26 protein-coding genes and 1 pseudogene are annotated in these 25,126 nt (G+C 68.2%); 13 read left to right on the top strand and 14 right to left on the bottom strand.

The window, feature by feature from the left end; all coding sequences use genetic code 11:
- Positions 1 to 198 precede the first annotated feature (198 nt).
- From HNO80_RS13665 to HNO80_RS13635, 7 genes are all read right to left on the bottom strand, one after another.
- On the bottom strand, positions 199 to 1,563 hold the full coding sequence (locus HNO80_RS13665; RefSeq protein WP_175323396.1) for an MFS transporter: 1,365 nt from the start codon (positions 1,561 to 1,563) through the stop codon (positions 199 to 201).
- A 99-nt stretch (positions 1,564 to 1,662) separates the two neighbouring features.
- Positions 1,663 to 1,983, bottom strand: a complete 321-nt coding sequence (locus tag HNO80_RS13660; RefSeq protein WP_175323395.1) for a GYD domain-containing protein — start codon at positions 1,981 to 1,983, stop codon at positions 1,663 to 1,665.
- A 198-nt stretch (positions 1,984 to 2,181) separates the two neighbouring features.
- Complete coding sequence (locus HNO80_RS13655; RefSeq protein ID WP_283810506.1) at positions 2,182 to 2,949, bottom strand: amino acid ABC transporter ATP-binding protein; 768 nt, start codon at positions 2,947 to 2,949, stop codon at positions 2,182 to 2,184.
- On the bottom strand, positions 2,946 to 4,061 hold the full coding sequence (locus HNO80_RS13650; protein ID WP_175323394.1) for an amino acid ABC transporter permease: 1,116 nt from the start codon (positions 4,059 to 4,061) through the stop codon (positions 2,946 to 2,948). The genes HNO80_RS13655 and HNO80_RS13650 overlap by 4 nt, the downstream gene beginning before the upstream one ends.
- Positions 4,062 to 4,067: 6 nt before the next feature.
- Positions 4,068 to 4,970: an ABC transporter substrate-binding protein gene (locus tag HNO80_RS13645; protein WP_175323393.1), complete on the bottom strand. Its 903-nt coding sequence runs from the start codon at positions 4,968 to 4,970 to the stop codon at positions 4,068 to 4,070.
- 81 nt (positions 4,971 to 5,051) lie between these two features.
- On the bottom strand, positions 5,052 to 6,323 hold the full coding sequence (locus tag HNO80_RS13640; protein ID WP_175323392.1) for an alpha-hydroxy acid oxidase: 1,272 nt from the start codon (positions 6,321 to 6,323) through the stop codon (positions 5,052 to 5,054).
- A 40-nt stretch (positions 6,324 to 6,363) separates the two neighbouring features.
- The gene (locus HNO80_RS13635) at positions 6,364 to 6,699 is read right to left on the bottom strand and encodes a cupin domain-containing protein (RefSeq protein ID WP_175323391.1); all 336 of its coding nucleotides are present in this window, start codon (positions 6,697 to 6,699) and stop codon (positions 6,364 to 6,366) included.
- A 156-nt stretch (positions 6,700 to 6,855) separates the two neighbouring features.
- On the opposite strand from HNO80_RS13635, the gene HNO80_RS13630 reads away from it, so the two are divergent.
- Entirely contained in the window at positions 6,856 to 8,568 is a 1,713-nt protein-coding gene (locus HNO80_RS13630; RefSeq protein ID WP_175323390.1) for a RecQ family ATP-dependent DNA helicase, read from the top strand.
- A 27-nt stretch (positions 8,569 to 8,595) separates the two neighbouring features.
- On the opposite strand, the gene HNO80_RS13625 is transcribed toward HNO80_RS13630, so the two are convergent.
- Positions 8,596 to 8,913, bottom strand: coding sequence for an acylphosphatase (locus HNO80_RS13625; RefSeq protein WP_175323389.1), 318 nt, complete (start codon positions 8,911 to 8,913; stop codon positions 8,596 to 8,598).
- A gap of 156 nt (positions 8,914 to 9,069) precedes the next feature.
- Here HNO80_RS13625 and HNO80_RS18160 point away from each other — a divergent pair, with 156 nt between their 5' ends.
- Positions 9,070 to 9,336, top strand: coding sequence for a YegP family protein (locus tag HNO80_RS18160; protein ID WP_175323388.1), 267 nt, complete (start codon positions 9,070 to 9,072; stop codon positions 9,334 to 9,336).
- A 46-nt stretch (positions 9,337 to 9,382) separates the two neighbouring features.
- On the opposite strand, the gene HNO80_RS13615 is transcribed toward HNO80_RS18160, so the two are convergent.
- Complete coding sequence (locus HNO80_RS13615; protein WP_349627358.1) at positions 9,383 to 10,105, bottom strand: hypothetical protein; 723 nt, start codon at positions 10,103 to 10,105, stop codon at positions 9,383 to 9,385.
- A 7-nt stretch (positions 10,106 to 10,112) separates the two neighbouring features.
- Positions 10,113 to 10,649, bottom strand: a complete 537-nt coding sequence (locus HNO80_RS13610) for a hypothetical protein (RefSeq protein ID WP_175323387.1) — start codon at positions 10,647 to 10,649, stop codon at positions 10,113 to 10,115.
- Between HNO80_RS13610 and HNO80_RS13605 the strand changes: the two genes are divergently transcribed.
- Both HNO80_RS13605 and HNO80_RS13600 read left to right on the top strand, forming a co-directional pair.
- Complete coding sequence (locus tag HNO80_RS13605; RefSeq protein ID WP_175323386.1) at positions 10,648 to 10,872, top strand: hypothetical protein; 225 nt, start codon at positions 10,648 to 10,650, stop codon at positions 10,870 to 10,872. The genes HNO80_RS13610 and HNO80_RS13605 overlap by 2 nt on opposite strands.
- A 172-nt stretch (positions 10,873 to 11,044) precedes the next feature.
- On the top strand, positions 11,045 to 12,280 hold the full coding sequence (locus tag HNO80_RS13600; RefSeq protein WP_502707858.1) for a mechanosensitive ion channel family protein: 1,236 nt from the start codon (positions 11,045 to 11,047) through the stop codon (positions 12,278 to 12,280).
- Between the two features lie 361 nt (positions 12,281 to 12,641).
- Here the strand turns inward: HNO80_RS13600 and HNO80_RS13595 are convergent, their stop codons facing one another.
- Positions 12,642 to 13,511: a pullulanase X25 domain-containing protein gene (locus tag HNO80_RS13595; RefSeq protein ID WP_175323385.1), complete on the bottom strand. Its 870-nt coding sequence runs from the start codon at positions 13,509 to 13,511 to the stop codon at positions 12,642 to 12,644.
- 123 nt (positions 13,512 to 13,634) lie between these two features.
- Complete coding sequence (locus HNO80_RS13590) at positions 13,635 to 14,501, bottom strand: DUF1295 domain-containing protein (RefSeq protein WP_175323384.1); 867 nt, start codon at positions 14,499 to 14,501, stop codon at positions 13,635 to 13,637.
- A gap of 160 nt (positions 14,502 to 14,661) precedes the next feature.
- Here HNO80_RS13590 and HNO80_RS13585 point away from each other — a divergent pair, with 160 nt between their 5' ends.
- Both HNO80_RS13585 and HNO80_RS13580 read left to right on the top strand, forming a co-directional pair.
- On the top strand, positions 14,662 to 15,090 hold the full coding sequence (locus HNO80_RS13585) for a DUF2177 family protein (RefSeq protein ID WP_175323383.1): 429 nt from the start codon (positions 14,662 to 14,664) through the stop codon (positions 15,088 to 15,090).
- A gap of 127 nt (positions 15,091 to 15,217) precedes the next feature.
- Positions 15,218 to 16,192 carry an aldo/keto reductase gene (locus HNO80_RS13580; RefSeq protein ID WP_175323382.1) on the top strand — a complete coding sequence of 325 codons (975 nt, stop codon included), beginning with the start codon at positions 15,218 to 15,220 and terminating at the stop codon, positions 16,190 to 16,192.
- Positions 16,193 to 16,267: 75 nt separating this feature from the next.
- Here HNO80_RS13580 and HNO80_RS13575 read toward each other — a convergent pair whose 3' ends face one another.
- Positions 16,268 to 17,332: an adenosine deaminase gene (locus HNO80_RS13575; protein ID WP_175323381.1), complete on the bottom strand. Its 1,065-nt coding sequence runs from the start codon at positions 17,330 to 17,332 to the stop codon at positions 16,268 to 16,270.
- Positions 17,333 to 17,380: 48 nt separating this feature from the next.
- Between HNO80_RS13575 and uvrA the strand changes: the two genes are divergently transcribed.
- Entirely contained in the window at positions 17,381 to 19,930 is a 2,550-nt protein-coding gene (gene uvrA, locus HNO80_RS13570; RefSeq protein WP_175323380.1) for an excinuclease ABC subunit UvrA, read from the top strand.
- A gap of 15 nt (positions 19,931 to 19,945) precedes the next feature.
- Here the strand turns inward: uvrA and HNO80_RS13565 are convergent, their stop codons facing one another.
- Positions 19,946 to 20,518 carry a hypothetical protein gene (locus tag HNO80_RS13565; protein ID WP_175323379.1) on the bottom strand — a complete coding sequence of 191 codons (573 nt, stop codon included), beginning with the start codon at positions 20,516 to 20,518 and terminating at the stop codon, positions 19,946 to 19,948.
- Between the two features lie 146 nt (positions 20,519 to 20,664).
- Here HNO80_RS13565 and HNO80_RS13560 point away from each other — a divergent pair, with 146 nt between their 5' ends.
- The 6 genes and pseudogenes from HNO80_RS13560 to HNO80_RS13535 form a co-directional block, all read left to right on the top strand.
- Positions 20,665 to 21,567: an MSMEG_6728 family protein gene (locus tag HNO80_RS13560; protein ID WP_175323378.1), complete on the top strand. Its 903-nt coding sequence runs from the start codon at positions 20,665 to 20,667 to the stop codon at positions 21,565 to 21,567.
- Between the two features lie 168 nt (positions 21,568 to 21,735).
- A complete protein-coding gene (locus tag HNO80_RS13555; RefSeq protein ID WP_175323377.1) occupies positions 21,736 to 22,641 on the top strand; it encodes an SDR family oxidoreductase in 906 nt (301 codons plus the stop codon).
- A gap of 56 nt (positions 22,642 to 22,697) precedes the next feature.
- On the top strand, positions 22,698 to 23,102 hold the full coding sequence (locus HNO80_RS13550; protein WP_175323376.1) for a DUF1622 domain-containing protein: 405 nt from the start codon (positions 22,698 to 22,700) through the stop codon (positions 23,100 to 23,102).
- 62 nt (positions 23,103 to 23,164) lie between these two features.
- Positions 23,165 to 23,944 (top strand): isocitrate lyase/PEP mutase family protein, encoded by a 780-nt coding sequence (locus tag HNO80_RS13545; RefSeq protein WP_175323375.1) that lies wholly within the window; start codon positions 23,165 to 23,167, stop codon positions 23,942 to 23,944.
- 14 nt (positions 23,945 to 23,958) lie between these two features.
- On the top strand, positions 23,959 to 24,690 hold the full coding sequence (locus HNO80_RS13540; RefSeq protein WP_175323374.1) for a YqjF family protein: 732 nt from the start codon (positions 23,959 to 23,961) through the stop codon (positions 24,688 to 24,690).
- Between the two features lie 87 nt (positions 24,691 to 24,777).
- Positions 24,778 to 25,126: pseudogene (locus HNO80_RS13535) on the top strand (hypothetical protein); the annotation flags it as partial.

The raw sequence follows: 25,126 nt of genomic DNA, 5'->3' as shown, positions 1-25,126 counted from the left end.
TTACGTCGTTGTAGGGCTGGCTGGCGCCGTCAAGATTTGGTTGTTCGATAATAGAACTCGCTGTTCTAATATCGAACCACTGAGTTGACTATAGGCGTCCCGAAGGCGCTCAGGCAAATATTTTGTGGCTCCGCTCACACTTAGCCCCTGCGGTGCAGGGGCGTCAAGGGAGTCGTCGGACGGGCCGTCTAGGCCGTCCTAGGCCTGCCGGCGCTCCCGCCAGAGCAGTGACACGACGAAGACCACGGCGCCGAGGCCGAGCATGACAAAGACCATCAGCCCCCAGTTCGCCTGGCTGACGCCGGTGCCGTAGAAGATGCCGATCAGCACGGTCGCGGTGATGGCGCCGAGGTAGCGGCAGGTCTGGTAGATCCCGGCCGCCACGCCGCGCTCCTCCAGCCGGGTGGAGAGGTACATGCCCTGGCTCGAGGCGATGCTGACCACGCAGTACGGCACCCCCAGCAACGCCGTCATCGCCAGCACCAGCGGAGCGGCGAGGGACGCGGTCAGCAGCCACATGGTTCCGGACGCGGCGATCAGCAGCACGACGCCGGCGATCAGCACCCGCCGGACGCCGAAGCTGTCGATGGCGCGGACCGCGAACGGCGTCCCGACCACCGAAATGGCGGCGAGCGGCAGCATCAGCAGGCCCACGATTCCCGGGTCGTAGCCGCCGGCGGTCTGCAGCAGCTGCGGGAGACCGAAGAACGCGAAGTAGTAGACGCCGTTGAACAGCGCGAAGCCCAGGTAGACCAGCAGCAGCGGCCGGTTGGTCCCCAGCAGCCGCAGGTCCAGGAAGGGCGGGCTGAAGCGCAGCTCGCGCACGGTGAACAGCACGGCGAGCAGCAGCCCGGCGCCCAGCAGCCACCACCGGTAGTCGGGCAGCACATTGAGCAGCGCCATCATCACCAGCACCAGGGCGCCGATGAACGCGCCGATGCCCGGCAGGTCCGAGTCGCGGAGCAGTTCCGACACCTTGCCGCGTTCCCGCTGGGCGTCCGCCGGGGCGAACCGCCGGACCACCAGGATTGCCGCCAGCGCTAGTGGGACGTTGATCAGGAACAGCGCCTGCCAGCCCACCAGGCTCACCAGCAGCCCGCCCACCACCGGTCCGACGGCGGCCGCCGAGGTGTTCGCCATCTGGATCCGGCCCAGCGGCCGGGTGGATCTAACGTTCGCCTGCCGCGCCAGCGCCGCGACCATCACGACGGCGCTGGGATACGCCGTCGCGGTGCCGAGCGCCATAAACGCCCGCGCCACGCAGAGCAGCGCGAAGTTTGGCGCGAACGGGGCAAGCGCGCAGGTGACCGCGACGAGGGCCATGCCCAGCAGGAACAGCCGGCGCGGGCCGAAGCGGTCCGCGAGCCGTCCCATCAGCGGTTGGCCGGCCGCCGAGGTGAGGTAGAAGGAGGTGACCACCCAGGTGACCGTGGCGACGTCGAGCGCGAAATCCGCGCGCAGCACCACCAGCGCGACGGCGATCATCGAGGAGTTCAGCGGGTTCAGCGCCGTGCCGAGGCTGAGCCCTGCGATGGCGATGCCGGTGCGGGGAGAGTTGCTCACGGCAACAGTCTGTCCTACGACGGCGGCCGGAACCGAACCCGCTCGCCGTCACGGACCCGTTGGGCCGTCACAGAACGCAGGCTTTGGCGGGTAACGCCCCTACTGACCCGGCGCCCGGTAGGTGGGTGTCTTCCTGACCGCTTCGTCGATGTCCTCCACCGACATGAGCGGCTTCAGCCGGACGTTGACGTTGCCGGTGGCGTTGATCATCAGCGAAAGGGCTGCGGCGTCGGCGTCGCTCGGGGCCTCCAGGACGCCCAGGACGTCGGTGTCCCCGAAGGCGTAATAGAAGCACTCGAGCGTTCCGCCAACGGATTTGAGGGCGTCCACCAGGGCGTCGCGGCGCTTGCTGCCGCCCTCCCGCATGAGTCCTTTGATTCCTTCGCCCAGGTAATTGGCTTCAAACAGATACTTGGTCATGGCAGTTCCTGTCCCGTGAAGTCCAGGACGCGGGCATCCGGGGGTGTGCTGGCACCCCAGCGAGGGAGGGTCCTGGAACCGGTCCCCGGAGTGGGGCCGTCGTGGCACAGCGTAGGCCCACTGGGTCGCGCTGACAACGGGTTCCGGAAAGTCCGCCGGGGGCATCCCCACCACCCCGGCCGGGATTCCAGTGACGCGTCAGAGGACCTTGGAAAGGAACGCCTTGGTTCGCTCGTGCTGCGGGTTGCTGAGGAGCTGCCGCGGAGGTCCGGCCTCCACCACCACGCCTTCATCCATGAAGACCAGGGTGTCCGCGACTTCCCGGGCGAACCCCATCTCGTGGGTCACCACAATCATGGTCATGCCGCTCTTGGCCAGCCCCTTCATGACGTCCAGGACCTCGCCCACCAGCTCCGGGTCCAGGGCGCTGGTCGGTTCGTCGAAGAGCATCAGTTTCGGGTCCATGGCCAGGGCCCGGGCGATCGCTACACGCTGCTGTTGGCCGCCGGACAGGTGGGCCGGATAGGCATCGCCCTTGTCCTCCAGCCCCACCCGTTCCAGCAGTTCCATAGCCCTGGCGGTGGCTGCTGCCTTGGACTGTTTTTTCACGCGCATGGGAGCGAGGGTGATGTTCTCCAACGCGGTGAGATGCGGGAACAGGTTGAACCTCTGGAAAACCATCCCGATGTCCTGCCGCTGGTGCGCCGCCTCACTGAGCTTGAGCTCGTAGAGCTTTTCGCCTTTTTGACGGTAGCCAACCAACTGGCCCTCCACCGAGAGCCTGCCCCCGTCGACGCGTTCGAGGTGGTTGATGCAGCGAAGAAACGTCGATTTGCCTGAGCCACTGGGGCCCACGATGCAGAGCACCTCGCCGCGGGCCACTTCCAGGCTGATCCCGCGCAGCACCTTATTGGTGCCGAAATTTTTGGAAACCTTTTCCGCAAGGACCATGGGCGCGCCGGTCATCCTTTTCCTCCAAAGTCGTTACCGATCGGTGCCCCGGGAGCGCCGGGCGTACCGGGCGCGCCGGGCGTACCGAGTGCCCCTGTCGCGCCGGGTCCCGCCGTCGGCGCCGGCCCGGGTGCCGCGGGTCCCTTGTCAGTCTTCATCCGTCCGGTTCCGCGTGAGAACCGCTTTTCGATGAAGTGCTGGCCGACCATCAGCACCGAGGTGAAGAGCAGGTACCAGAGGGACGCGACGATCAGCAGCGGCACCGGCGTGAACGTCACCGCGGAGATGCCGCGGGAGACGCCGTACAAGTCGATGCTCAACGGGATCGCAGCGACCAGGGAGGTGGTCTTGAGCATCGAGATAACTTCGTTCCCCGTGGGCGGAATGATGATTTTCATGGCCTGCGGGACCACGACGTACCGCATCGTCTGCCCCCAGGACATCGCCAAGGCCGTCGAGGCCTCGGCCTGGCCCTCGTCTACGGACAGCAGGCCGGCCCGCACGATCTCGGACATGTAGGAGGCTTCGTTCAGGCCCAGCCCGATGACGGCGGTGATGAACAGGTTGGTGAAGACCTCGTTCGGGATGGTGACCCAGGGAGTCATGAACGGAATCCCCAGGGTGAACACCGGATAGATCAGCGACACGATGCCCCAGAACACCAGCTGGACGTAGACCGGAGTCCCCCGGAAAATCCAGATGTAGAGCCACGCGATGCTCTTCAGCACCGGGTTCGGGGAGAGCCGCATGATGGCCAGCAGGAGCCCGATGACGATCGCGCTGATCATCGCGTAAATGGTCAGCCACAGCGTCACCCACGCGGCCTGGCTGATCCGGCGGTCGAAGATGTACTTGCCCACGTCCGCCCAGCCGTAGTCCGGGCGCTGCGCGGCGTCGAGGACGAAGACCGCAAGGCCCAGCACCAGGAGCACTGCGATCACGTTCCGCCATGGGTGGCGCAGCGGGATGGCGACGATGGCCTCCGCCGGGGAGTCGTCCGCCTCGCTCACGCCGGCGCGCTGCGCCTTGCCGGCCGGCTGCGCCTGGCCGGCACGCTGCGCGCCGCCCGCGGGCAGCTTCTTGGCAGGGTCCGGGTCAAGCATCGGGTCGGGTTCCCGCTCGCTCATGGGGTGTCACCCTTTGGCGGCCACGTTGAGTTCCGCCGTCTTGATGCCGCCGGCTTCCACTCCCCACTTGGCCAGGATCTTGGTGTAGGAACCGTCGTCGATCAGCGACTGGAGCGCCTTCTGCAGGACCGGCGTGAAGGCGCTGCCTTTCGCCACCGGGATCCCGTACGGTGCCACCTCGAACGCATCGCCGGCGGTCTGGAGCTTGTCCTTGGTCTTGGAGATCGCGTACAGCGTCACGGGTGAATCGGCGCTCATCGCGTCGACCTGCCCCACCACCAGGGCGTTTGTGGCCTGGTCCTGGGCGTCGTAGCGGAAGATGGTGATGGCCGGCTTCCCGGCATCCGTGCAGGCCTTCGATTTGGCCGGCACCTCGTGGGTGTCCTCGTAGGTAGTGGCCTGGACGGCAACCTTGAGTCCGCAGGCGTTCTTCGGATCCACGGTCTTGCCCTTCGGCGCGGCCCACTGAATGCCGGCGGAATAGTAGTTCACGAAATCCACCTGCTTTTCGCGTTCCACGGTGTCCGTAAACGAGGACATGCCCATGTCGTCCTTCCCCGCCCGGACGGCCGGAAGGATGTTATCGAAGGTGCCAATATCGAAATTGACCTTCAACCCCATCACTTTTCCCAGCGCGTTAGTGAGATCCACGGACCAGCCTGCGGGTGCCCCGTTATCGTCCTTGAACTCGTTGGGCGGGTAATTGTTGGCCATGCCGACATTGAGCACGCCGGCGTTCTTGATTTTTTCCGGCAGTGCCGCAGCAATGGCGTCGTTCTTTTTCACATCGACGACGTCGGAGCTCGCATTCGCGCCACCGGTGGCTGCAGGTTCGCTGTTATTGACACAGCCTGAGAGGGAGAGCGCCGTAGCGATCGTGAGAACGGGAAAAAGGTATCGAGTACGCATGGTTTCCTTAGCTGTTCAGGGATTCGTTGGCCTCCCGCGGCGCTGCGGGAGAACTCTGGGTGCCTGCTGGATCAGAGTGAATCACTTCGTGTCGCCTGACGCCGTCGATTCAAGGATTTCCCCGGAATGACGAATGTCCCGGAGAATTTCTCCACCCCGGGCTTTCAACTCGGGAATGCTGGAAACGCCTACTAGCGTCATCGTACGCCGGAGTTCGTCCGCAAGGATCTCAATGATCCGTCCGACGCCGGACGATCCCGCGGCGACCAGACCGTAGAGGTAGGCCCGGCCGATCGAGCAGGCGTCGGCGCCCAGCGCGAGTGCCTTGAGGATGTCGCTGCCCCGCCGGATGCCGGAGTCCACGTAGATCTCGATCGAATCGCCCACCCGCTGCCTCGATTCCTGCAGGACGTCCATGGGGCTGAGCATGTGGTCGAGCTGGCGTCCGCCGTGGTTGCTCAGTTGTACGGCGTCCAGGCCAATGCGCGAGGCTTTGGCGACGTCGGCCGGGTTGACGCAGCCCTTGAGGACGATCTTGCCGCTCCACGCCTGCCGCAAGGCCTCCAGCTCCTGCCACCCGCTGGTCGCATCCGAGTGGCCGAGGATGTCCTGCCACATGGCGGGCGTAATCATGGAGGTTGCCGCCGCACTGCGGGGGTCCAGGTTGGGGAAACTGATGCCATCCGCCTTCAGGAAGTTGATCCACCAGGCAGGACGCCGAGCGATGTCGGCGATGGTTGAGAGGGTCAGCGCGGGAGGGGCGGTGAAGCCGTTGTGTAGATCCCGCTCCCGGGATCCCAGCGCGCGTGTGTCGACGCCGACAATGAGCGTGGTGAAGCCCGCAGCTTCGCAACGCGCCAGTTTGTCCTTGAGCGCCTGGGCGTCGGAGGTGAGGCCGAAGTTGAACCAGCGGTCAAGGTTAGGCTGGCGCTCGGCGATCGTTTCCATCGCCACGGTGCTCAGCCCGGCCAGCCCGTACGGAATACCGGCCCGGTCTGCGGCCGCGGCGACGGCGGCTTCACCCTCGGGATGGAACAGCCGCGTGGCCCCGGTTGGGGTCAGGGTGAGCGGCAGGGCGCTTTCTTTCCCCAGCAGGGTGGTGGTCGTATCGGGCCCGGATACCGGGCCCCAGCTGGGCATGAGTGCCCAGGCATCGAAGACGGCGCGGTTGCGGCGCAGGGTCACTTCGTCCTCGGACCCGCCGTCGAGGTAGTCGAAAATCCCGGTGGGCAGCACTTTCCGGGCCGCCTTCCTGTACTCCTCCACGTTGAAGGCGTTGGCCAGCACCCGGCGCTGGCGCGACAAGATGGGAGCTTTGATCTGGATGAGCTGCCTGGCTTCGCTGACTTTCAAGGAGGGCCTTTCAATTCCGGGTGTGCGTTCTAGTCCGTAGTCAGCCTTTGGTCTTCGCCACCGTCATCAGGATCGCCGAGTCTTCCTCCGCCATCAGGCTGTGCAGCCCGTCGGGCACGATCAGCAGGTCGCCGGCTTTCCCCTGCCACGATTCCTCGCCGGCCTGCAGCCGGACGCAGCCGCGGATCACATAGACCGTCGCCTCCCCGGGGTTCTGGTGCTCGCTCAACTGCGTCCCGGCCTTGAACGCCATCACGGTCTGCCGGAGGACCTTCTCGTGGCCGCCGTAGACGGTGTCGGCGGCCCTCCCGCTGCCGGCCGCGAGCGCTGCCGTAACCTGCTGGCGGGCCAGGGCGTCGATCGATATCTTCTGCATGCGGTCACCCTACTCACCGAAGCAGTCCCTGCCGAGGGCCATTTGTCCTGACCGGGCGCCGAATCGTTTCTTGTAACTCCCGGCTGCGCCTACCCTGAACTCAACGGCCGGCACTGCGGGCCGCCAAAGTCCCCACGTTCGCAAGGGAGCCGCCGAATGAGCCAAGCCAGCGCCGGCCCGGCCCCCGAAGCGGCCGACGACGGCGCCCTCCGCACGCTCGCTGCCGCCGCCTTTGGCCTCCCCGGGCTCCGCGACGGGCAGTTAGACGGCATGCGCGCGCTCGCGGCTGGCCGGGATGTCCTCGCGGTGATGCCCACCGGCTACGGGAAGTCGGCCATCTACCAGGTCCCGGCGCTGCTCCTGCACCGGCAGCTCAAGCGGCCCACCGTCGTCGTCTCCCCGCTGATCTCCCTGCAGGAGGACCAGCTGGACGGGCTGGCCGGCGCGCTGGGCCCGGGCCACGCCGTCGCCGTCAATTCCTCACACAGCGCCGCGGAGCAGGAGCGCGCCTGGCAGGCCGTGGAGCACGGCGACGCCGCGTTCCTCTTCCTCGCGCCGGAGCAGCTGGCGAAGACCAGCACGGTGGAGCGGCTAGCGGCCCTGAACATTGCCCTGTTCGTGGTGGACGAGGCCCACTGCGTCTCCACCTGGGGCCACGATTTCCGGCCCGACTACCTCGGCCTCGGGGAGGTCCGCGAGCGCCTGGGCAACCCGACGACGGCGGCCCTCACCGCCACCGCCGCTCCCCCGGTCCGCGAGGAGATCCTGGACCGCCTACGGATGACGGATCCGCTGGTGCTGGTCCGCGGCTTCGACCGGCCCAACATCAGCCTGGAGGTCATCCGGCACCACGAGGACAAGGAGAAACGGCGCGCCGTGGTGCGGCAGGCCGCAGCGTTGGTTCGCGACTTGCACGGCCCGGGCCTGGTCTACGCCGCCAAGCGGAAGGACACCGAGAAGTACGCCGCGAAGCTGGCGCAGAAGGGCCTGCGCGCCGCGGCCTATCACGCGGGCCGGAGCGCGGCGGAACGGGACGAGGTCCACCGGCAGTTCCTGGCCGGGGACCTCGACGTGGTGGTGGCGACGACCGCGTTCGGGATGGGGATCGACAAGCCGGACGTCCGGTTCGTGCTGCACGCGGACATTCCCGAGTCGCTGGACAGTTACTACCAGCAGTTCGGCCGCGCCGGTCGCGACGGCCTGTCCGCCGTCGCGGTGTTGCACTACCGCTCCGAGGACCTGGGCCTGCGCCGCTACTTCGCCACCCACCGTCCGGACGAGGAGGCCCTGCTCGCCGTCCTTGATGTCCTGTGCGACGCCGGCACTCCGGTTTCGCCGCAGTCGTTGGCGCTCGCCACGGGGTTCCCGCCGCGCCGGGTCACGGGGCTGCTGAACCAGTTGCAGGACACCGGCTTCGTGACGATGGCGTCCGACGGGGCGGGCCTCGCACCGGAGGTCGATCCGGCGGCGGTGGTGGAGCGCGCCGTCGCCCTCGTCGCGGCGCGGGAACGCGTGGACAAGTCCCGCATCGCCATGATGCGCGGCTACGCGGAGACGCACCGCTGCCGGCGCCAGTTCCTGCTGGGCTACTTCGGCGAGGACCTCCCGGCCCCGTGCGGGAACTGCGACAACTGCAGCGACGGCTCGTCAGCGAGGACGCACGACGACGGCGCTGCCACGGCCGGTTCTGCCACGGCCAGCGCGGAAGAGTTCCCGCTGAACTCGGCCGTGGAGCATGCGCTCTGGGGCCGGGGCCTGGTGATGGGCCACGACGACGGGCTGATCACGGTGCTGTTCGAACGGGAGGGCTACAAGACCCTGTCCCGGCAAGCGGTGCTGGCGAGCGGGCTGCTGAGGCCGCTGCCCTGATGCCCCCGCCTAGGGTGTGACCCGCGCTCAGTAGAGCACCCGGAAGTTGCTGAACGCACCGGTGGCGGGAGAGATCCGCTCCTCCACGTGCTCCACCCGCCCCGGGGCATCCGGCGAGCGCAGCCAGGTCCGGAACTGCAGCACCACCGCCTGCGGACCCTCTACGACGACGCCGACCGTGCCGTCGTCGTTGTTCCTGACGGTGCCGCGCAGCGCGAGCTCCTCGGCCTTGCGCACCGTCCAGTACCGGAAGCCGACCGCCTGCACCATGCCCTGCACCCGGGCCGTCAGACGCACGGCGGCACCCGCATCCACTGCCCCGGATCCACCAGCAAAATCAGCCATGCCTCCAATGTAGTCCCGGTCCGGCGCCGCCCACATCCGGGACTTTTGCCCCTTTCAGCCCTGTCCCGGGCCAAGGAGGGTGGAAGAAGACCTCCGGCACAGTGCACTCAGCGGACACCCCGCGACGCCCGCCGGAACGCCTGAAAGGAAAAGACAATGGCAGGACAATTCGAAATCTTCACCGACGCAGAATCGAACGTCCGGTTCCGGCTGCTGGGGGCGGACGGCACAGTGCTCGCTGTCTCAAAAGCCTTCGAGGACAAGCGTTCCGCGGCGGACGGCATCATGGCAGTCCGCGAGTGCGCCGGCACCGGGCTGATCCGGGAGACCCATTCAACTCCCTGGGGCGGCACCACCTGGACCAAGAGCAGCACGGCGGCTCGCGCCCACACGCGCCGGCGCCGGCACTTCCCTGCCGTGTAACTTTTCGGATGCCCGCGCCGCGCCGGGGTGCGGCTAGCCAGTGCGGCTACCCCGTCGCCTTCGCCGGCCGCAGCGACGTGATCATCTTCCGGATCGTTTGGTACTCCTCCGTGCCGGCGTAGCGCTTCGCCTTTTCCAGATACGGCAACGACGCCGGGCCCGGGGTGAGGTTGTTCGCCGGGTTGTAGGTGCCGCCGAACAATGCCCCGCTCGGCGGCCACAGGAAGAGATGGAACATCGGGCAGGCGAGCGGCCCGGTCTCGTCGGGCATCATGGTGACGCCGTACGCGGCCGTGGTGTTCTGGCTCGGGCCCGGTCCGGTGCCGTCACCGCGGGATTCGAAGACGTAGCGGGGAACGCCCCGGTCCGCGCTGCCCGGTTCCACCAGGGCCTGGAGCGGCTGGGAATCGTAGACCTCATAGGGATACTGCACGGTGCACTCCGCGCCGGTGACAATGTTGGTGCGCAGTTGGGCCATCGGCTTCCCGGCCGCATTGGTGACATCCACGAAGGCTCCGCCGAGGTCACCGCCCGGATCCCTGGCGGTCCAGCCCGGCGGGTAGTCGAAGGACAGGCCGTCCGACGTCGTGAAGGTCTGCCAGCCCGACGGCGTCTCCTCCGACGGCGTGCCGGTTCCGGTAGTCGGTGAGCCCGGCGCCGTCGTACTGGCGGGCGCCGCGCTCTCCGTCGGTGCTGCCGGGGCGGCGCAGCCGCCAAGCAGCAGGACCAGCCCCAGTGCGGTACCCGCCGTCTGCCGAGCCTGTCCCACCGGCAGGTTACTTCCCCGCCGGCCGGAGGGACATCATGGCCTGCTTGATGTACTTGTACTCGGTGGTGTCCTTGTACACCTCGGGAGTGTCCACGTGCATCGGTTTGCCGGGGGTGGTGTCGAACGGGTCGTAGACGCCGCCAAAGGACGCCGACCGTGGCGGCCACGGGAAGACGTGCGAGATGGGGCAGGCCTCGGTTCCGGTCGGTTCGGGCGCCGCGGTGATGCCGTAGGCGAAGGTGTTGGGCTTTGACGGATCCGCCGCGGTGGCGTTGACCCGGGCCTCGTAGGTAAACCTCGGAGTGGTCCCGGATTGCGCCAGGGCCGGAATCGGTGCGGAGTCATAGACCATGAACTGGGACTTTGTGGTGCACGCCGGGCCTGGCCCGACCTGCGTCCGCAGCCGCGCCATCGTCTTGCCGTAGTCGCTCACCAGCGCCGCCGCGCCGTCGACCTCCTTGACCGACCAGGTCCCCGGGTAGTCAAAAGTCAGCGTCCCGTCCGACGTCGTGTACGATTTCCAGCCCGCCGGCGCAGTAGTCATGGGGCTGGACGCGGAACTGCTTGCGGGAGTAGGTGATTCCACCGTCGGCGAGGCGCTCGCCGTGGCGGAGGCCGACGTCGTGCCCGGCGCACTGGTGGCTGGCGCGGTAGTGGCCGGCGCCGCCGCGGGCGAGCCGCACCCTGACAGCAAAACCGCCGCGCAGAACGCGACGGAACCGAATGTGCCCAACGAGGCCCTATGGCTCATGTCACCCTCCCCCTGAGATGCAAGTGGTGGCTCAATTCTGGGGCGTGGCTCCGAGGTATCTAGGGGCTAAGGTCCCTGATCTTCCCCGGATTCGGCGCGGCAGCGGCTAAGCGACGCTGGCGTGATCAGACCCACCTTGACAATCCACCGATTTCAGTTGATCGGCGAAGCTTGCTAGACCTTAAATGATGCAAGAGTTTCTGACCCCCGCCATGCCCTTCCTCGCCGTGGCCCTGGCCGTGGCCGCCGGGCTGATCGCTTCCTGGCTGGTGCGCCGCGTTGTCCTGCGGCTCAACCGCAAGCAGGAGGCCCTCCGGGAGACCTCCCGGGTGGCGCGGCTGCCACTGCGCTTCGCGCTGTGCCTGATCGGCGTGCGGATCGCACTCGCCACGACCACCGCCGACGCCGAGTGGCGCCGCAACGTGGACCACGGCCTGGTGATCGCGCTGATCGGGTCCGTGGCCTGGCTGGCAATCGCCGTGCTGCTGATCATCGAAACCATGGTGCTCACGCGGTACCGGGTGGACGTGGCGGACAACCGGCGTGCCCGGCGGCTCCGCACCCAGGTGATCCTGGCCCGGCGCATCGGCGTCGCGCTGATCGCGATCGTGGCGCTGGGCAGCATCATGCTGACGTTCCCCGCCATCCAGGCCCTCGGTGCGGGGCTGCTGGCCTCCGCCGGCGTGATCTCGATCGTGGCCGGCCTCGCGGCGCAGACCTCGCTGGTCAACGTCTTCGCCGGCATCCAGCTCGCCTTCACGGATGCGATCCGGGTGGACGACGTCGTGGTGGTCCAGAAGGAATGGGGCCGGATCGAGGAGATCACCCTGACCTACGTGGTGGTCCACATCTGGGACGACCGCCGGCTGATCCTCCCCTCCACGTACTTCACCACCACCCCGTTCGAGAACTGGACCCGGCGCCAGTCCGAGGTGATGGGCACGGTGGAGTTCGACCTCGACTGGCGTGCCCCGGTGGAAGCGATGCGGGCGGAGCTAAAGAAGGTGCTCGCCTCCACCGAACTCTGGGACAAGCGCGTAGGCATCCTGCAGATCACCGACGCGACGGCAGGTTTTGTCCGGGTCCGCATCCTGGTCAGCGCCGGGGACAGCGCCTCGCTCTTCGACCTGCGCTGCCTGATCCGCGAGGAGCTGGTGCTCTTCCTGCAGCAGGAATACCCGACCGCGCTGCCGCACGTCCGGCTCGAATCCATGCCGGCCGCTGGAGCCTCGACCCAGCCCGCGGCCAAGCGTCCGGGCAAGCTCTCCGCGGCGGAAGAGACGGCCTCACGGCTGCCCTCCGACCCGCACGATTCGCAGCTCTTCACCGGCTCCATCGAGGCCGTGCAGCGCTCCCGCGCGTTCTCGGGTCCGGGCGAGGATGTGTTCGAGGACCGCGACAAGTCGATCGCGGCGCAGAACTAGGCACGCTCTTCGCTGCCCGTCTTCCCGGGCCGCCTTCCCTCTCCGGTGTGACGGGTCGATAATCGGAGCCATGACCATTCCACCAGCGCCCGAGCCGTCCCCGTTTCCGCCCGAGCCCGGGCCGATGTCCCCGGAGCCGCAGCCCGGCGATCCGTTCCCGCCGGATCCGGGCCCCACTCCACCCTCGCCCATTCCGGCGCCGGGTCCAAGTCCGACGCCGGGACCCGCGCCTTCCCCGGGGCCGTTGCCGATCCCGGATCCCGGCCCGGTCCCGCCGCCGCCCGTTCCGCCGGCCCCGGACCCCACGAGGTTCTGAGCTCCGGTCTAATACTCCGCTCGGGACTGACCCTTCGCCGGGCGCCTAGTCGATGACGATGTCGCGGGTCCGGTGGTCGTACTGGATGACCAGCAGGCCGCCGCGGTGGTGCACCTCGTGGTTGGCGCCGTCGAAGTGGCCGAAGGCGCCGTAGTTCTCGTCCCAGGACCGGTTGATCGCGATCTTGAAGCTGTAGGAGCCGGCCGGCAGTTCCGCGGCGAGCTTCCAGAGCTGGTCCACCTCGTCCAGCTGCATCTGGGCCTCGTCGTACTGCGGGGCCCAGTTGGCGGGTGCACCGAGCAGGACGTTGAAATCGCCGGCAACGGCAACCGCTTCTGGTTGCTCGATCGTCTCCACGCCCGCAGCCGGGGCGGCGGGGGCTGCTTCGGCGGGCGCCTCAGCAGCTGCCTTGCGCTTCCGTACGGCCTTGGCGACCGGCGCAACAACCTCTTCGACCAGCCTGGCGGCCTTGTCGGCCACCTTCTCGGCGACCTCTTCCGCTACCTTGACGGCCTTGGGCGCCGGCTTCCCGGTTGCTTTCCCGGCCGGGGCGGACGGCAGCGGGGTGTCGGCCGGAACCGGGGTACCGGCGTCGAGCGCTGCGGTGAAGGCGGCGGGGTCGGCGAAGGCGACCGTGGCGCGCTGGCCGTCCTCGGTGATGGTCCAGCCGGAGCGGCCCTTGACCAGCCAGCCGGCCTTGACCAGCTTGGCCGTCGCGGTGGTGAGCGCCTTGTGGCCGCGGGGAATGCCGCCGCTGAGCAGTTCGCGCTCATGGTCGTTGAGCGGCACCCGTGCGATGGCCTCGCCCAGCACGACGCCGGCGTTCAGCTTCTCGCCCGACCAGACCCCCTCGGCGAGGACGTCCAGCACAGCCTTAAGTCGAAGGTTCGTGTTTTCCGCAGCGTTCGCGCCCATGGGTCTCCTTTAGAAGCAATTGATCCACCTGCATTTTGCCAAGGTTCGGCGGCGATGGCGACCGGACAGGGTTAACTCTGTGTGTCGTGACCCACTGTGACGGACCGGAGTGCCGCTGTGTGGCTAGATCCGGGGGATCAGCACCGGGGTGTTCTTCTTGTACGCCTCGTAGTCGGCCTGGCCGCCCCACTTGGTGTCGGCTTTCTTTTCGAGGTGCGGCACGCCACTGACCTTGGTGATCAACAGGGCGACGAACACCGGTGAGATGAGGGCAACCCACTGCCACCCCTGCAGCACGGGCAAGGCAATGATCGCGACGCCGACCCAGAGCAGGATTTCGCCAAAGTAGTTCGGGTGCCGGGACTTCGCCCACAAACCTGTCGAGATGAACTTGCCCTTGTTGGCGGGGTCCGCACTGAACCGGGACTTCTGGGAGTCCGCCAAAACCTCGCAGCCGAAGCCCGCCACCCAAACCAACAGGCCGGCGACGGCGAAGCCGTCCAGCGCTACCCGGTTCGCGGAAGTCATGGCCACCCACGCGGCGGCAGCGGTGAACGCCACCCAGATCCCCTGCATGGTCCACACGCTGAGGAAGCGGACCAAGGAGGGCTTGATCTCGTCAAAACGATCGTCCTTGCCGGCCCGGCTGATCCGTCGGAACAGGAAGGTGCCAAGCCGGGCCGCCCACACCAGGACCAATGCCGCCAGCAGGAGTCCCCGGGCATCTATCCCCGGGGTGAGCAGCACGAGCAGCAGCGTGACGGCGATGTAGCTCAGCGACCCGGTCAGGTCGTAGAACTTCTCCGTCTGCGCCAGGAACGCCGGAATGAACGCCAGCCACTGGATCAGGAAGGCGGCCCCAACGGCCAGCGCGAAGACGGGAATCCCGCCGACAACGGCGCCGCCCTGGCTGCCGGCAACCGCCAGCAGAGCCCCAATCACGACGACCACGGGGATGGTGGCGAGGGCCTTGCGGTCCGAGTCTTTCATCAGGATGTTCCCTTCACAGGCATCACCAAGCGCTGGCGCGCCGGGGCGGGGGCATCGCCCACCACCATCAGTATTGTTCAATCCCCGAGAAACGCAGCCCTGACTTGCCGCCGCCTATACTTCGGGGAACGCCCGCACGTTGCCGACAAGAGGAGCCACCATGACCGGTCCCACCAAGAAGTGGCTGCTCGCCTACGCAGTTGCCGCCGTCATTTTCGCCGGAATCGACGCCCTCTGGATCAGCACCGTGGCAAACAACCAATACCGCAGCCAGATCGGGCACCTGCTCCCCGCCAGCTTCAACGTGCTGGGCGCGGTGCTGTTCTACGTCGTCTACGTGGTGGGCATAGTGCACTACGGCATCCGGCCCAACGATCCCAAAGCCACACTCCGGAGCCGGGTGGCCGGGGCGGCGCTGTTCGGCTTCTTCACCTACGCAACCTGGGCCCTGACCGCCTTCGCCATCCTCAAGGACTTCCCGGCCGTGGTGGCGCTGACGGACATCGCCTGGGGAGCCGCAGTGTGTGCGGCTGTCACCGCGCTTACGGCCCTGCTGCTGCGACTGGGCAAACCCCAGCCGGCGGAATGAACCCCCGGCAACGGAAGACCGTTGCCCACGGCAAACAAGCTGGCTAGAGTGGGTTGATCGCCGCCGCCCCCGCTCGCTCGGGGCTGATCCGCGGCACCTCCATCCCACCCTGGTTCAGGAGATCCCCATGGAAACACGCACCCTCGGCTCACTCACCGTCTCCGCCCTCGGACTGGGCTGTATGGGCATGAGCGAGTTTTACGGCCAAGGCGACGAAAAGGAGTCCGTCGCCACCATCCACGCCTTCCTCGACGCCGGCGGAACGCTGCTGGACACCGCGGACATGTACGGCCCGTTCACCAACGAGAGGCTGGTGGGCGGTGCCATCGCCGGCCGCCGCGACGACGTCGTGCTGGCCACCAAGTTCGGCAACGAACGCCGCGAGGACGGCTCCTGGGTCGGCATCAACGGCAAGCCCGAATACGTCCGGGCCGCGTGCGACGCGAGCCTGCAGCGCCTCGGCGTCGACCACATCGACCTGTACTACCAGCACCGGGTGGACAAGACCGTGCCGATCGAGGAGACCGTCGGCGCCATGGCCGAGCTGGTCCAGGCCGGCAAGGTCAAGCACCTGGGCCTCTCCGAAGCCAGTGCCGACACCGTCCGTCGCGCCCACGCCGTGCACCCCATCACCGCCCTGCAGACCGAATACTCACTGTGGGAGCGCGAGCCGGAGACCAAGATCTTCCCGGTCCTCGCCGAACTCGGCATCGGCTTCGTCCCCTACAGCCCGCTGGGCCGCGGCTTCCTCACCGGCCAACTGCGCAGCGAGGAAGACTTTGCCGAAGACGACTTCCGCCGCCACTCGCCGCGCTTCCAGGGAGAGAACTTCACCCGCAATCTGGAACTCGTGGACCGGGTGACGGAGCTCGCCACCGAGAAGGGCTGCACCCCGGCACAGCTGGCCCTCGCGTGGCTGCTGGCCCAGGGCGAACACATCGTGCCGATCCCCGGGACCAAGAAGCGCGAACGGCTGCGCGAGAACCTGGGCGCCGTCGACGTCGAACTCTCCGCGAGCGACCTCGCCCGGCTCGATGAGCTGGCTCCGGCCGGCGTCGCCGCCGGCGCGCGCTACCCGCACATGGACAGCATCGACGTCTAAACGCCCGGTTGCTCTCTCACTTATGGCTCCTATCCGGCCGTCATAGCAGCCATAAGTGAGAGAGCAACCGAGGGGTTAGCGGCCCGAGGCTGCCAGTTCGGCCAGCAGCTCCGTTTTGCGTTCCTCGCTCGCGAAGGAGGACCGGATGGAGTTGGCCGCGAGCCGCACGCAGTCGAACTCGGACAGCCCGATCACGGACTTGAGCTGGGCGAAGTTGTCATCCACGTACCCGCCGAAGTAGGCCGGGTCGTCCGAGTTCACGCTGACGTTGAGCCCGGCCGCGAGCATGCCCGGCAGCGGGTGCTCGGCCAAGGTGTCGACCGCCCGGAGCCTGACGTTGGAGAGCGGGCAGACGGTCAGCGGCATCAGCTCGTGGACCAGGCGTTCCACCAGCTCGGGATCCTCCATGCAGCGGATGCCGTGGTCGATCCGCTCCACGCCCAGCACGTCCAGTGCCTCGATGATGTACGACGGCGGGCCCTCCTCGCCGGCGTGCGCGATCCGCCGCAGCCCGGCGTCCTTGGCGCGGGCGAAGAGCCGTTCGAACTTCGACGGCGGGTTGCCCACCTCCGCCGAATCCAGCCCGATGCCGGCGATCGGCGCGTCCATCGCCAGCAGTTGCTCCAGCACCTCCAGCGCCGACTCCTCGGACATGTCGCGCAGGAACGCGGCGATCAGCAGGGTCGAGACGCCGAACTCCTGCTGCGACGTGGCCAGGACCGAGGCGACGCCGTTCACGCAGGTCGCCAGGGACACGCCGCGGGACAGGTGCGCCTGCGGATCCAGCATGATCTCGGCATGCCGCACCCCGGCGGACGAGGCACGCGCCAGGTACGCGCGGGTCATGTCGGCGAAGTCCTGCTCGGTCCGCAGCACTGCCATGTTCGCGTAATACAGATCCAGGAACGACTGCAGGTCCGTGAACTCGTAACGGGCGCGCAGTTCGTCCAGATCCGCATAGGGCAGCGTGATTCCGTTGCGTTCCGCGAGCGCGAAGATCAGTTCCGGCTCCAGCGTGCCCTCGATGTGCAGGTGCAGCTCGGCAACCGGCAGCGCAGCGTGGACCTCTTCGGGGATCTCGGCGAACTCGGGGACGCCCTCAGTCTGGGCCGCGTCCGCGCCGCCGTCGTAAGTTTCCATTTGGTAAGGATATGCCCGCCGGACGCAAGGACGGATAGAGTCGAACTGATGCAAACTAATCAGCAGGCTTCCAATCTCACCGGCCTGGCGCCGGACCACCCCACGGACGGCTTCGTCCGGGTCCGCGGCGCCCGGGAAAACAACCTGCGCAATGTGGACGTGGACGTGCCGCGCGACGCGATCGTCGCCTTCACCGGGGTCTCCGGCTCCGGGAAGTCGTCCCTGGCCTTCGGCACCATCTACGCCGAGGCCCAGCGCCGCTACTTCGAATCGGTGGCGCCGTACGCGCGCCGGCTGATCCAGCAGGGCCACAACCCGAAGGTGGAGCTGATCACCGGGCTGCCGCCCGCCGTCGCGCTGCAGCAGCGCCGCGGCACCCCCAGCTCCCGCTCCACCGTGGGCACGGTCACCACGCTGTCCAACTCGCTGCGGATGCTCTTCTCCCGGGCCGGCAGCTACCCCGACGGCGCGGCGCCGCTGGACTCGGACGCGTTCTCCCCCAACACCGCGGCCGGCGCCTGCCCCGAGTGCCATGGCCTCGGCATCGCGCACACGGTCAGCGAATCGTCGCTGGTCCCGGACACCTCGCTGAGCATCCGTGACGGCGCCATCGCCGCGTGGCCCGGCGCCTGGCAGGGCAAGAACCTGCGCGACATCCTCACCCACCTGGGTTACGACGTCGATACCCCGTGGCGGAAGCTGCCCAAAAAGGACCGCGACTGGATCCTGTTCACCGAGGAGCAGCCCGTGGTGGAGGTGACGCCACAGCGGGACCGGGTGGCCAAGCCGTACAAGGGCCGCTTCTGGAGCGCCCGCAGCTACGTCCTGCACACGCTCGCCGATTCCAAGAGCAGCACCATGCGTGAGAAGGTGCTGCGCTTCATGGAAACCGGCCCGTGCCCGCGCTGCGGAGGCAGCGGTCTGCGGCCCGAGGCCCTCGCCGTGACGTTCGCCGGAAAGACCATCGCCGAGCTCAACGCCGTCCCGATGACAGAACTCGCCGCGATCATCCGCCCCACCACCGAGCTCACTTCCGCGGGGACAGCCTCGCGGAAACAGTCCTCCGGCGAGTCCAACGAGGTGGCCGTCGCCATCACCCGCGACCTGCTGCAGCGCGTCACCGTGCTCCTGGACCTCGGCCTGGGCTACCTTGCCCTGGGCCGTTCCACCCCCACGCTCTCCCCCGGCGAGATGCAGCGCCTGCGGATCGCCACCCAGCTGCGCTCCGGGCTGTTCGGCGTGATCTACGTGCTCGACGAGCCCTCCGCCGGCCTGCACCCGGCCGACGCCGAGCCCCTGCTCGCGGTGCTGGACCAGCTCAAGTCCTCCGGCAACTCGGTGTTCGTCGTGGAGCACAACATGGACGTGGTGCGCCGCGCCGACTGGCTGGTGGACGTGGGCCCGCGCGCCGGCGACGGCGGCGGCGAGGTGCTCTACAGCGGCCCGGTGGCCGGTCTCGCCGAGGTGGAGGCCTCCGTCACCCGGCCCTACCTGTTCCCGGACGGTGGAAGGAAGTCGGACGACGGCGGTTCTCGCGCACGCCGGGAAGCGGCCGGCTGGCTGGAGCTGCGCGACATCAGCCGCCACAACCTGCAAGAGCTCGACGCCAGCTTCCCGCTCGGCGTCCTGACCGCCGTCACGGGCGTCTCCGGCTCCGGAAAGTCGACTCTGGTCAGCCAGGTCCTCGCCGAGGTGGCCAACGCCTGGCTGCACCCCGGGGCCGAAGCAGAGGGCACGCCGGAAGAGGCAGCCGACGACGCCGGGGAGCCCAGCGCCCCGCTGAGCGTCGGCCCGGTCTCCGGGCTGGAGCAGATCGACCGGCTGGTGAAGGTGGACCAGAAGCCGATCGGCCGCACCCCGCGCTCCAACCTGGCCACCTACACCGGGCTGTTCGACGCCGTCCGCAAGGAATTCGCGGCCACGGACGAGGCCAAAGCCCGCGGCTTCGGCGCCGGACGCTTCTCCTTCAACGTCGCCGGCGGACGCTGCGAGACCTGCCAGGGCGAGGGCTTTGTGGCCGTGGAACTGCTCTTCCTGCCCGGCAGCTACGGCCCCTGCCCGGAATGCCACGGCTCGCGCTACAACCCGGAGACCCTGGAAGTCAGCTACCGCGGCAAGAACGTGGCGGAGGTGCTCGGCATGACCGTCAACGCGGCCGCCGATTTCCTCACCGAGGTCCCCGCCGCCGCACGCGCCCTGCAGACGCTGCGCGAGGTGGGCCTGGGCTACCTCCGGCTGGGCCAGCCCGCGACCGAGCTTTCCGGCGGCGAGGCCCAGCGCATCAAGCTCGCCACCGAGCTGCAGCGTGCCCAGCGGGGCCACTCGCTCTACCTGCTGGATGAACCCACCACGGGACTGCACCCGGCCGACGTCGAACTCCTGATGGCCCAGCTGCACCGGCTGGTGGACGCCGGCAACACCGTTGTTGTGGTGGAGCACGAGATGGACGTGGTGGCCGCCGCGGACTGGGTGATCGATCTGGGACCCGCCGGTGGCGACGCCGGCGGCGAGATCATCGCCGCAGGGGAACCCGCCGTCGTCGCGCGCTCCAAAACAAGCAGGACCGCCCCGTACCTCGGGGCGGTCCTGAAGGGCTAAAGCGGCGAGAGCCGCTCAGGCGGCTTTCGGGAGTTCGCGGATGATGCGGACCTTCCACGCGGCGTCGTCGCTGGTGTCCAGCAGGGCCACGGTGCCCTGCGCAAGGTGCAGCGCGACGCGCTTGGCGGCGAGCAGTTCCAGGTAAAGCTGTTCGTTCATCCGGGCCGGGGTGTCGATCACGTACTTCACCGCGTCGCGGACCTTGCGGTAGTTGGCGCTGCGTTCCCGGTGCAGGTGGAGTTCGAGCAGCCGGCGCTGCCGCAGCCGCGGCTCATGCCGGTTCAGCCAGGACACGGCCGCGTGCACGGCCACCACGAGGGTCAGCGAGATGGCGTAGATTTCCCAGCCGCTGGACAGCAGGAACAGCGGCAGGTTGGCGATTGCGACGAGGGCGATGAAGAGGCGGAACGCGAGCAGGCGGCGCATCGTCAGGGCCACCGAGGCAAGGGCCGTGCGGAAACCGCTCTGCTCCTTGCGGGCCTCGGCAGGGTCCAGCGTGAATTCTTCGAGGACCAGGATGCCGTTGGCTTCCGGGCCGAGCATTTGTCCGTACTTTGGCGCAATGGGCGCCGCTGATTCAAGGGTCATGGCGGGTCTTCCGTGCGGCTGGGGTTGCTTGCCGTAAATGATAGATCCCCGGGCTGGGAGCTGTCTGTATGTATCCGTCATGTGAACACGCTCACCCGGAAGGCCCAGCAATTGGCGTTGCGGCCCCGTGGCCCCAAACTGGAGAGATGCAGACTTTCCTCCCCTTCCCCGATTTCCAGCAGAGCGCCGCGGCCCTTGACCCGGTACGGCTCGGCAAGCAGCGCGTCGAGGCGCTGCAGATGCTGCGCGCGCTGGTGATTCCCGAGTACGGCTGGCAGTCCCACCCGGCCGTCCGGATGTGGATGGGCCACGTCCCCGCGTTGACGATGTACGGCCTGGCCGTGGTGGACGAATGGACCGCCCGCGGCGGCGAAGACACCACCCGGGAAAAGATCATGGAGTTCGCTCCGCAGGCCGCGCACCCGGATTACGCGGCCAAGATCCCGATGCCGTACTGGCTGGGGAACCCGGACTTCCACGCCAGCCACCGCTCCCGGCTGCTCGCCAAGGACCAGCGGTTCTACGCCTCGGTGTTCCCCGGCACGGATCCGGACCTGGAGTACGTGTGGCCCGAACCCAAGCACGAGCTGCTGCCGGAAGATCCTGCAGGAGACCGCATGTGGGTCCTCCGCCTGCCGCTGGGCGATACCGACCCGAAGCAGCTGGACACGATCAGCCTGCCGCCGGTTCGCGGCAAGGCAGCGACCGCCGGGGAGGACGAGTACCAGTTCGTCTACGCGGACAACGGGTCCCGCCGGCCGGATAAGAATGCGCGTAAGCGCCCCGCCAAGCCGCTGGTGAAAAAGCCCACCCGCAAGCGCCAGGCCCAGGAAGAGGCGTTCACCACGCTGCCCGGGAAGTCCGTGGTGGCGATCCCGCTCGAGGGCGGCCGCTCCTTCGCCGTCGGCGAGGTCCAGGGGCGTCCGATCACGGTGGACGGCCACTTTGCCCGCAACTTCCAGGTCAACGAGATCCTGGCCCGCCGGGACTTCGACTACCCGGCACTGCTGCAGGATCCCCGGGCGTTCTTCCCGATCCCGGCGCGGTAGCTCGGGGCGCGGACGGTGTGAGCAGCTCCGGGCGACACTCCGGCTCGCGGGTTCCGTCCGCCGTCGGCGCTTCCAAACCCCGAGCCCGAACGAAACCCGCGAGCGGACGCGGCGGTAGCGGCTCCGTCGCTCCCCGCGCTGCCCGCGTTTACTGGCAGACTGGCCAGTATGACTGTACTGCTGGCCGGTTGCGGCGATCTGGGTACCGAAGCCGGCCTGCGCTTTGCCGCGGCCGGCCACCGCGTGGTGGGCTGGCGGCGCTCACCGGGGAAACTGCCGACGGCGATAGAAGGCGCCGCGGCTGACCTAACTACCGGCGAACTGCCGCCGGTCCCGGACGACACCACCGCCGTCGTCGTCGCCATTGCGGCGGACTCCCCTACCGAGGAGGCCTACCGGGCGGCCTATGTGGACGGCCTGGCCCATGTGCTCGACGCCGTGGCAGCTTCCGGCGCGCCGGTCCGCCGGGTGCTGGTCGTGTCCTCCACCGCGGTGTACGGCGACGCCGACGGCGGCTGGGTGGACGAAACGACGACGCCGAACCCCGGCGGATTCTCCGGCCGCATCATCCGCGAAGCCGAGGAGCTGCTCTACCGCCGCCTGCATGGCACCGGGGTTTCGCCGGTGGTATTGCGGCTCGGCGGGATCTACGGGCCGGGCCGGACCCGCCTGATCGACCAGGTGCGCGGCGGGAACGCCACAGTCCCGACCGAGTCCCGTTTCACCAACCGGATCCATCGCGACGACGCCGCTGCCGCCATCGTGCACCTGTGCACCATGGCCGCTGAGCCGGCGCCCGTGTACCTCGGCGTGGACAACGAGCCGGCCGAACTTGGCGAAGTGCTGCGGTTCCTGGCCGGCGAGCTGGGGCTCCCGGAGCCGCGGCCGGCCGAACCGGCGTCGGGGGTAACGACCGGAGCTGGCAGCGCCTCGGGCGGCGGCGAGCCGTCGCGGGGCGGCAACAAACGCGTCAGCAACGCGCTGCTGCGCAGCACCGGCTTCGAGTTCGAGTATCCGAGCTTCCGCGAGGGCTATCGCGCCATCCTGGCCGGCGTCAGCGAGCGGCACCCCTGACGCGCCGTTTGCTCGCAGACCACTAGATTTCATACCCAACTTTCCCGAGGGGCAGCATGGATTTTCAGCACATCATCGAGACGGTCGGCCGGTTCATGGATTTCGCCGGCGTGGCCATCATGGTCATCGGCGCCCTGGTGTCCATCCCGATGGCTTTGCGGGGGTTCCAGCCCCGGCAGCTGCCGCCCGGCTCCGAGCCACTCTCGGTCTACCGTTCCTACCGGCAACTGCTGGGCCGCTCCATCCTGCTCGGCCTTGAGCTGCTGGTGGCGGCCGACATCATCCGGACCGTGGCTGTCACCCCCACCTTTGAGAGCGTGGGCGTGCTGGCCATCATCGTGCTGATCCGAACGTTCCTGAGCTTCTCCCTCGAGCTCGAAATCACCGGGCGCTGGCCCTGGCAGAAGCAGCCGGCAACCGCCCAAGCGGCCGACGCCCAGGCGCCGTCGACGGCCGGCTGACCGGTTCTCCCGAGAGCGGAAAGCCCTTCTCGGCACTCACCGGCTCCGGATAGGCTCGCGAAATGACGAATTCACTTGCCTCCAAAGCCACCGAATTGCTGAGCCTCCACCGGGCGCCCGAGATCCTGCAGGTCATCAACGTCTGGGATGTCATCACCGCGAAGGTCGTCGCCGACCTCCCCGGCACGACTGCCCTGGCAACGGCCAGCCACTCTATTGCGGCCTCGCTGGGCTATGAAGACGGCGAGAAGATCCCGCTGGACGAGATGATCGCCGCCGTCGGCCGCATCGCCGCGGCGACCTCCCTTCCGGTCAGCGCCGACCTTGAGTCGGGCTACGGGAACCCGGGCGAAGCAGCCCGCAAGGCGATCGGGGTCGGCATTGTTGGCGCCAACATCGAGGACCAGATGCGGCCGCTCGCCGACGCGGTGACCCAGATGAGTTCCGTGGTGCGGGCCGCCGAGGCCGAGGGCATCGACTTTGTCCTCAACGCCCGCACGGACGCGTTCCTCAAGGGCAAGGACCGGGACCCCGGCGCCGTGCTCGCCGACGCGGTTGAGCGCGGCCGGGCCTTCCTCGACGCCGGTGCCACGACCGTGTTCGTACCCGGGCTGCTGGACGAAGCCACCGTCAAGGCGCTGGTGGACGGCATCGGCTGGAACAAGATCTCGGTCATCAACGTCCCCGGCTCCCTGGCCCCCGCCAAGCTCCAGGAACTCGGCGTCGCCCGCATCTCGTACGGCCCGTGGACCCAGCGCGTGGCACTTACCGCCCTGGCGGATACCGCGGCGGATCTCTTGGCCGGCGGAGAGCTTCCTGACGGGACCCGGGCCCTGAACTAACGGCCGGCGAACCGATGGAAACCGATCCCTGGCCCGATGCGCCGGACCTGCCCCTGCCGGTCATCATGGACCAGCGGTGGACGGACGCGGTGTTCCTGCACTGGCGCATCCCCGAGCCGGTTGCGGCGGCGTTCATGCCGCACGGAGTTGTCCCGGACGTGTTCGACGGATCGGCCTGGGTGGGCCTGATCGGCTTCCGCATGCAGGGGGCCGGCCTGGGCAACGGGCCGGGAATTCCCTACTTTGGCAGCTTCAACGAGATCAACGTGCGGGTCTATTCGCGGGAGCCGGGCGGCACCCGGGGTGTCGTCTTCCTGACCCTGGATGCTTCACGCCTGGCAGTGGTGCTGGCCGCACGCGCGGCGGGAATCCCCTACGTGTGGTCCCGGGACCGCTTCCGGGCAGCCAACAGCGCTGACCCGTCGACGGGTTATTCGGTTCGCCGGTTTGGGAGCGGGGCGCGGAGCGATTTCGCGGTGGCCCCGCAGTTCGACGCCGAAGCGGCCGATCCGCTCTCCGTCCATCTCACGGCCCGGTTTGGGCTGCACACCCGTTTCCGCGGCAAGACACTCTATGTTCCCAATACTCACAGCCCCTGGCCGCTGTTCCAGGCCCGGCTGACGGTGCTGGAGGACCAACTCGTCGCGGCGGCCGGCATCACGCTCTCCGGACCGCCCGAATCGGTGCTGTTCTCGCCGGGCGTGCGAACGCAATTCGGACGGCCGCGTGTGCTTGGCGGCAGCTGAGTCCGTGGCCGTCCGGCTGCGGATAATTGTTCGGTGCGCGTTCCGCAGGGTCCTAATAATGTCGTAGGTCTCTGATGAACTTGGTTCATGGGAACCAGTGCAGCGGTCACCTTCTCTCCGGCCACCCGGCCGGTTGATGGCCGCCGGGATCCGTCGCTGGGGTTCGTTCTGGGGCAATTGCGGGAGTTGTGTTCGACGGCGGTCGGTGACGCGGCGTTGTTCGGCTTCGCGGAGGCCGCGGAGTACGCCGCCGGGGTCGAGGAGCTCGCCCGGGCGGTGGATTTCCTGCAGCTGGTCGGCGCGGCCGCCGTGGACCGCACCCGCAAGGAAGCCGCCGCCGCGGATTCCCCGGTCCTGGATGACGGTTACCGCAAGAGCGGGGAGTTCCTGCGGGACCGGTTGCAGATCACCGCAGTCGAGGCCCACCGCCGGCTGT

It is taken from the genome of Arthrobacter sp. C9C5 (assembly GCF_013359735.1).
Classification (GTDB): Bacteria; Actinomycetota; Actinomycetes; order Actinomycetales; family Micrococcaceae; genus Arthrobacter.
The sequence above is the reverse complement of the archived record's forward strand: the minus strand, read 5'-3'. Positions and strand labels throughout refer to the sequence as shown.

Excerpts from the sequence above, each read along its gene's own strand:
- HNO80_RS13585 (WP_175323383.1), top strand. The coding sequence starts at position 14,662 with ATGACCGGTCCCACCAAGAAGTGGCTGCTCGCCTACGCAGTTGCCGCC.
- HNO80_RS18160 (WP_175323388.1), top strand. The coding sequence starts at position 9,070 with ATGGCAGGACAATTCGAAATCTTCACCGACGCAGAATCGAACGTCCGG.
- HNO80_RS13650 (WP_175323394.1), bottom strand. The coding sequence starts at position 4,061 with ATGAGCGAGCGGGAACCCGACCCGATGCTTGACCCGGACCCTGCCAAG.
- HNO80_RS13550 (WP_175323376.1), top strand. The coding sequence starts at position 22,698 with ATGGATTTTCAGCACATCATCGAGACGGTCGGCCGGTTCATGGATTTC.
- HNO80_RS13555 (WP_175323377.1), top strand. The coding sequence starts at position 21,736 with ATGACTGTACTGCTGGCCGGTTGCGGCGATCTGGGTACCGAAGCCGGC.
- HNO80_RS13660 (WP_175323395.1), bottom strand. The coding sequence starts at position 1,983 with ATGACCAAGTATCTGTTTGAAGCCAATTACCTGGGCGAAGGAATCAAA.
- HNO80_RS13540 (WP_175323374.1), top strand. The coding sequence starts at position 23,959 with ATGGAAACCGATCCCTGGCCCGATGCGCCGGACCTGCCCCTGCCGGTC.
- HNO80_RS13590 (WP_175323384.1), bottom strand. The coding sequence starts at position 14,501 with ATGAAAGACTCGGACCGCAAGGCCCTCGCCACCATCCCCGTGGTCGTC.
- HNO80_RS13600 (WP_502707858.1), top strand. The coding sequence starts at position 11,045 with ATGCAAGAGTTTCTGACCCCCGCCATGCCCTTCCTCGCCGTGGCCCTG.
- HNO80_RS13565 (WP_175323379.1), bottom strand. The coding sequence starts at position 20,518 with ATGACCCTTGAATCAGCGGCGCCCATTGCGCCAAAGTACGGACAAATG.
- HNO80_RS13635 (WP_175323391.1), bottom strand. The coding sequence starts at position 6,699 with ATGCAGAAGATATCGATCGACGCCCTGGCCCGCCAGCAGGTTACGGCA.
- HNO80_RS13645 (WP_175323393.1), bottom strand. The coding sequence starts at position 4,970 with ATGCGTACTCGATACCTTTTTCCCGTTCTCACGATCGCTACGGCGCTC.
- HNO80_RS13595 (WP_175323385.1), bottom strand. The coding sequence starts at position 13,511 with ATGGGCGCGAACGCTGCGGAAAACACGAACCTTCGACTTAAGGCTGTG.
- HNO80_RS13655 (WP_283810506.1), bottom strand. The coding sequence starts at position 2,949 with ATGACCGGCGCGCCCATGGTCCTTGCGGAAAAGGTTTCCAAAAATTTC.
- HNO80_RS13575 (WP_175323381.1), bottom strand. The coding sequence starts at position 17,332 with ATGGAAACTTACGACGGCGGCGCGGACGCGGCCCAGACTGAGGGCGTC.
- HNO80_RS13625 (WP_175323389.1), bottom strand. The coding sequence starts at position 8,913 with ATGGCTGATTTTGCTGGTGGATCCGGGGCAGTGGATGCGGGTGCCGCC.
- uvrA (WP_175323380.1), top strand. The coding sequence starts at position 17,381 with ATGCAAACTAATCAGCAGGCTTCCAATCTCACCGGCCTGGCGCCGGAC.
- HNO80_RS13580 (WP_175323382.1), top strand. The coding sequence starts at position 15,218 with ATGGAAACACGCACCCTCGGCTCACTCACCGTCTCCGCCCTCGGACTG.
- HNO80_RS13630 (WP_175323390.1), top strand. The coding sequence starts at position 6,856 with ATGAGCCAAGCCAGCGCCGGCCCGGCCCCCGAAGCGGCCGACGACGGC.
- HNO80_RS13545 (WP_175323375.1), top strand. The coding sequence starts at position 23,165 with ATGACGAATTCACTTGCCTCCAAAGCCACCGAATTGCTGAGCCTCCAC.
- HNO80_RS13605 (WP_175323386.1), top strand. The coding sequence starts at position 10,648 with ATGGGGCTGGACGCGGAACTGCTTGCGGGAGTAGGTGATTCCACCGTC.
- HNO80_RS13610 (WP_175323387.1), bottom strand. The coding sequence starts at position 10,649 with ATGACTACTGCGCCGGCGGGCTGGAAATCGTACACGACGTCGGACGGG.
- HNO80_RS13560 (WP_175323378.1), top strand. The coding sequence starts at position 20,665 with ATGCAGACTTTCCTCCCCTTCCCCGATTTCCAGCAGAGCGCCGCGGCC.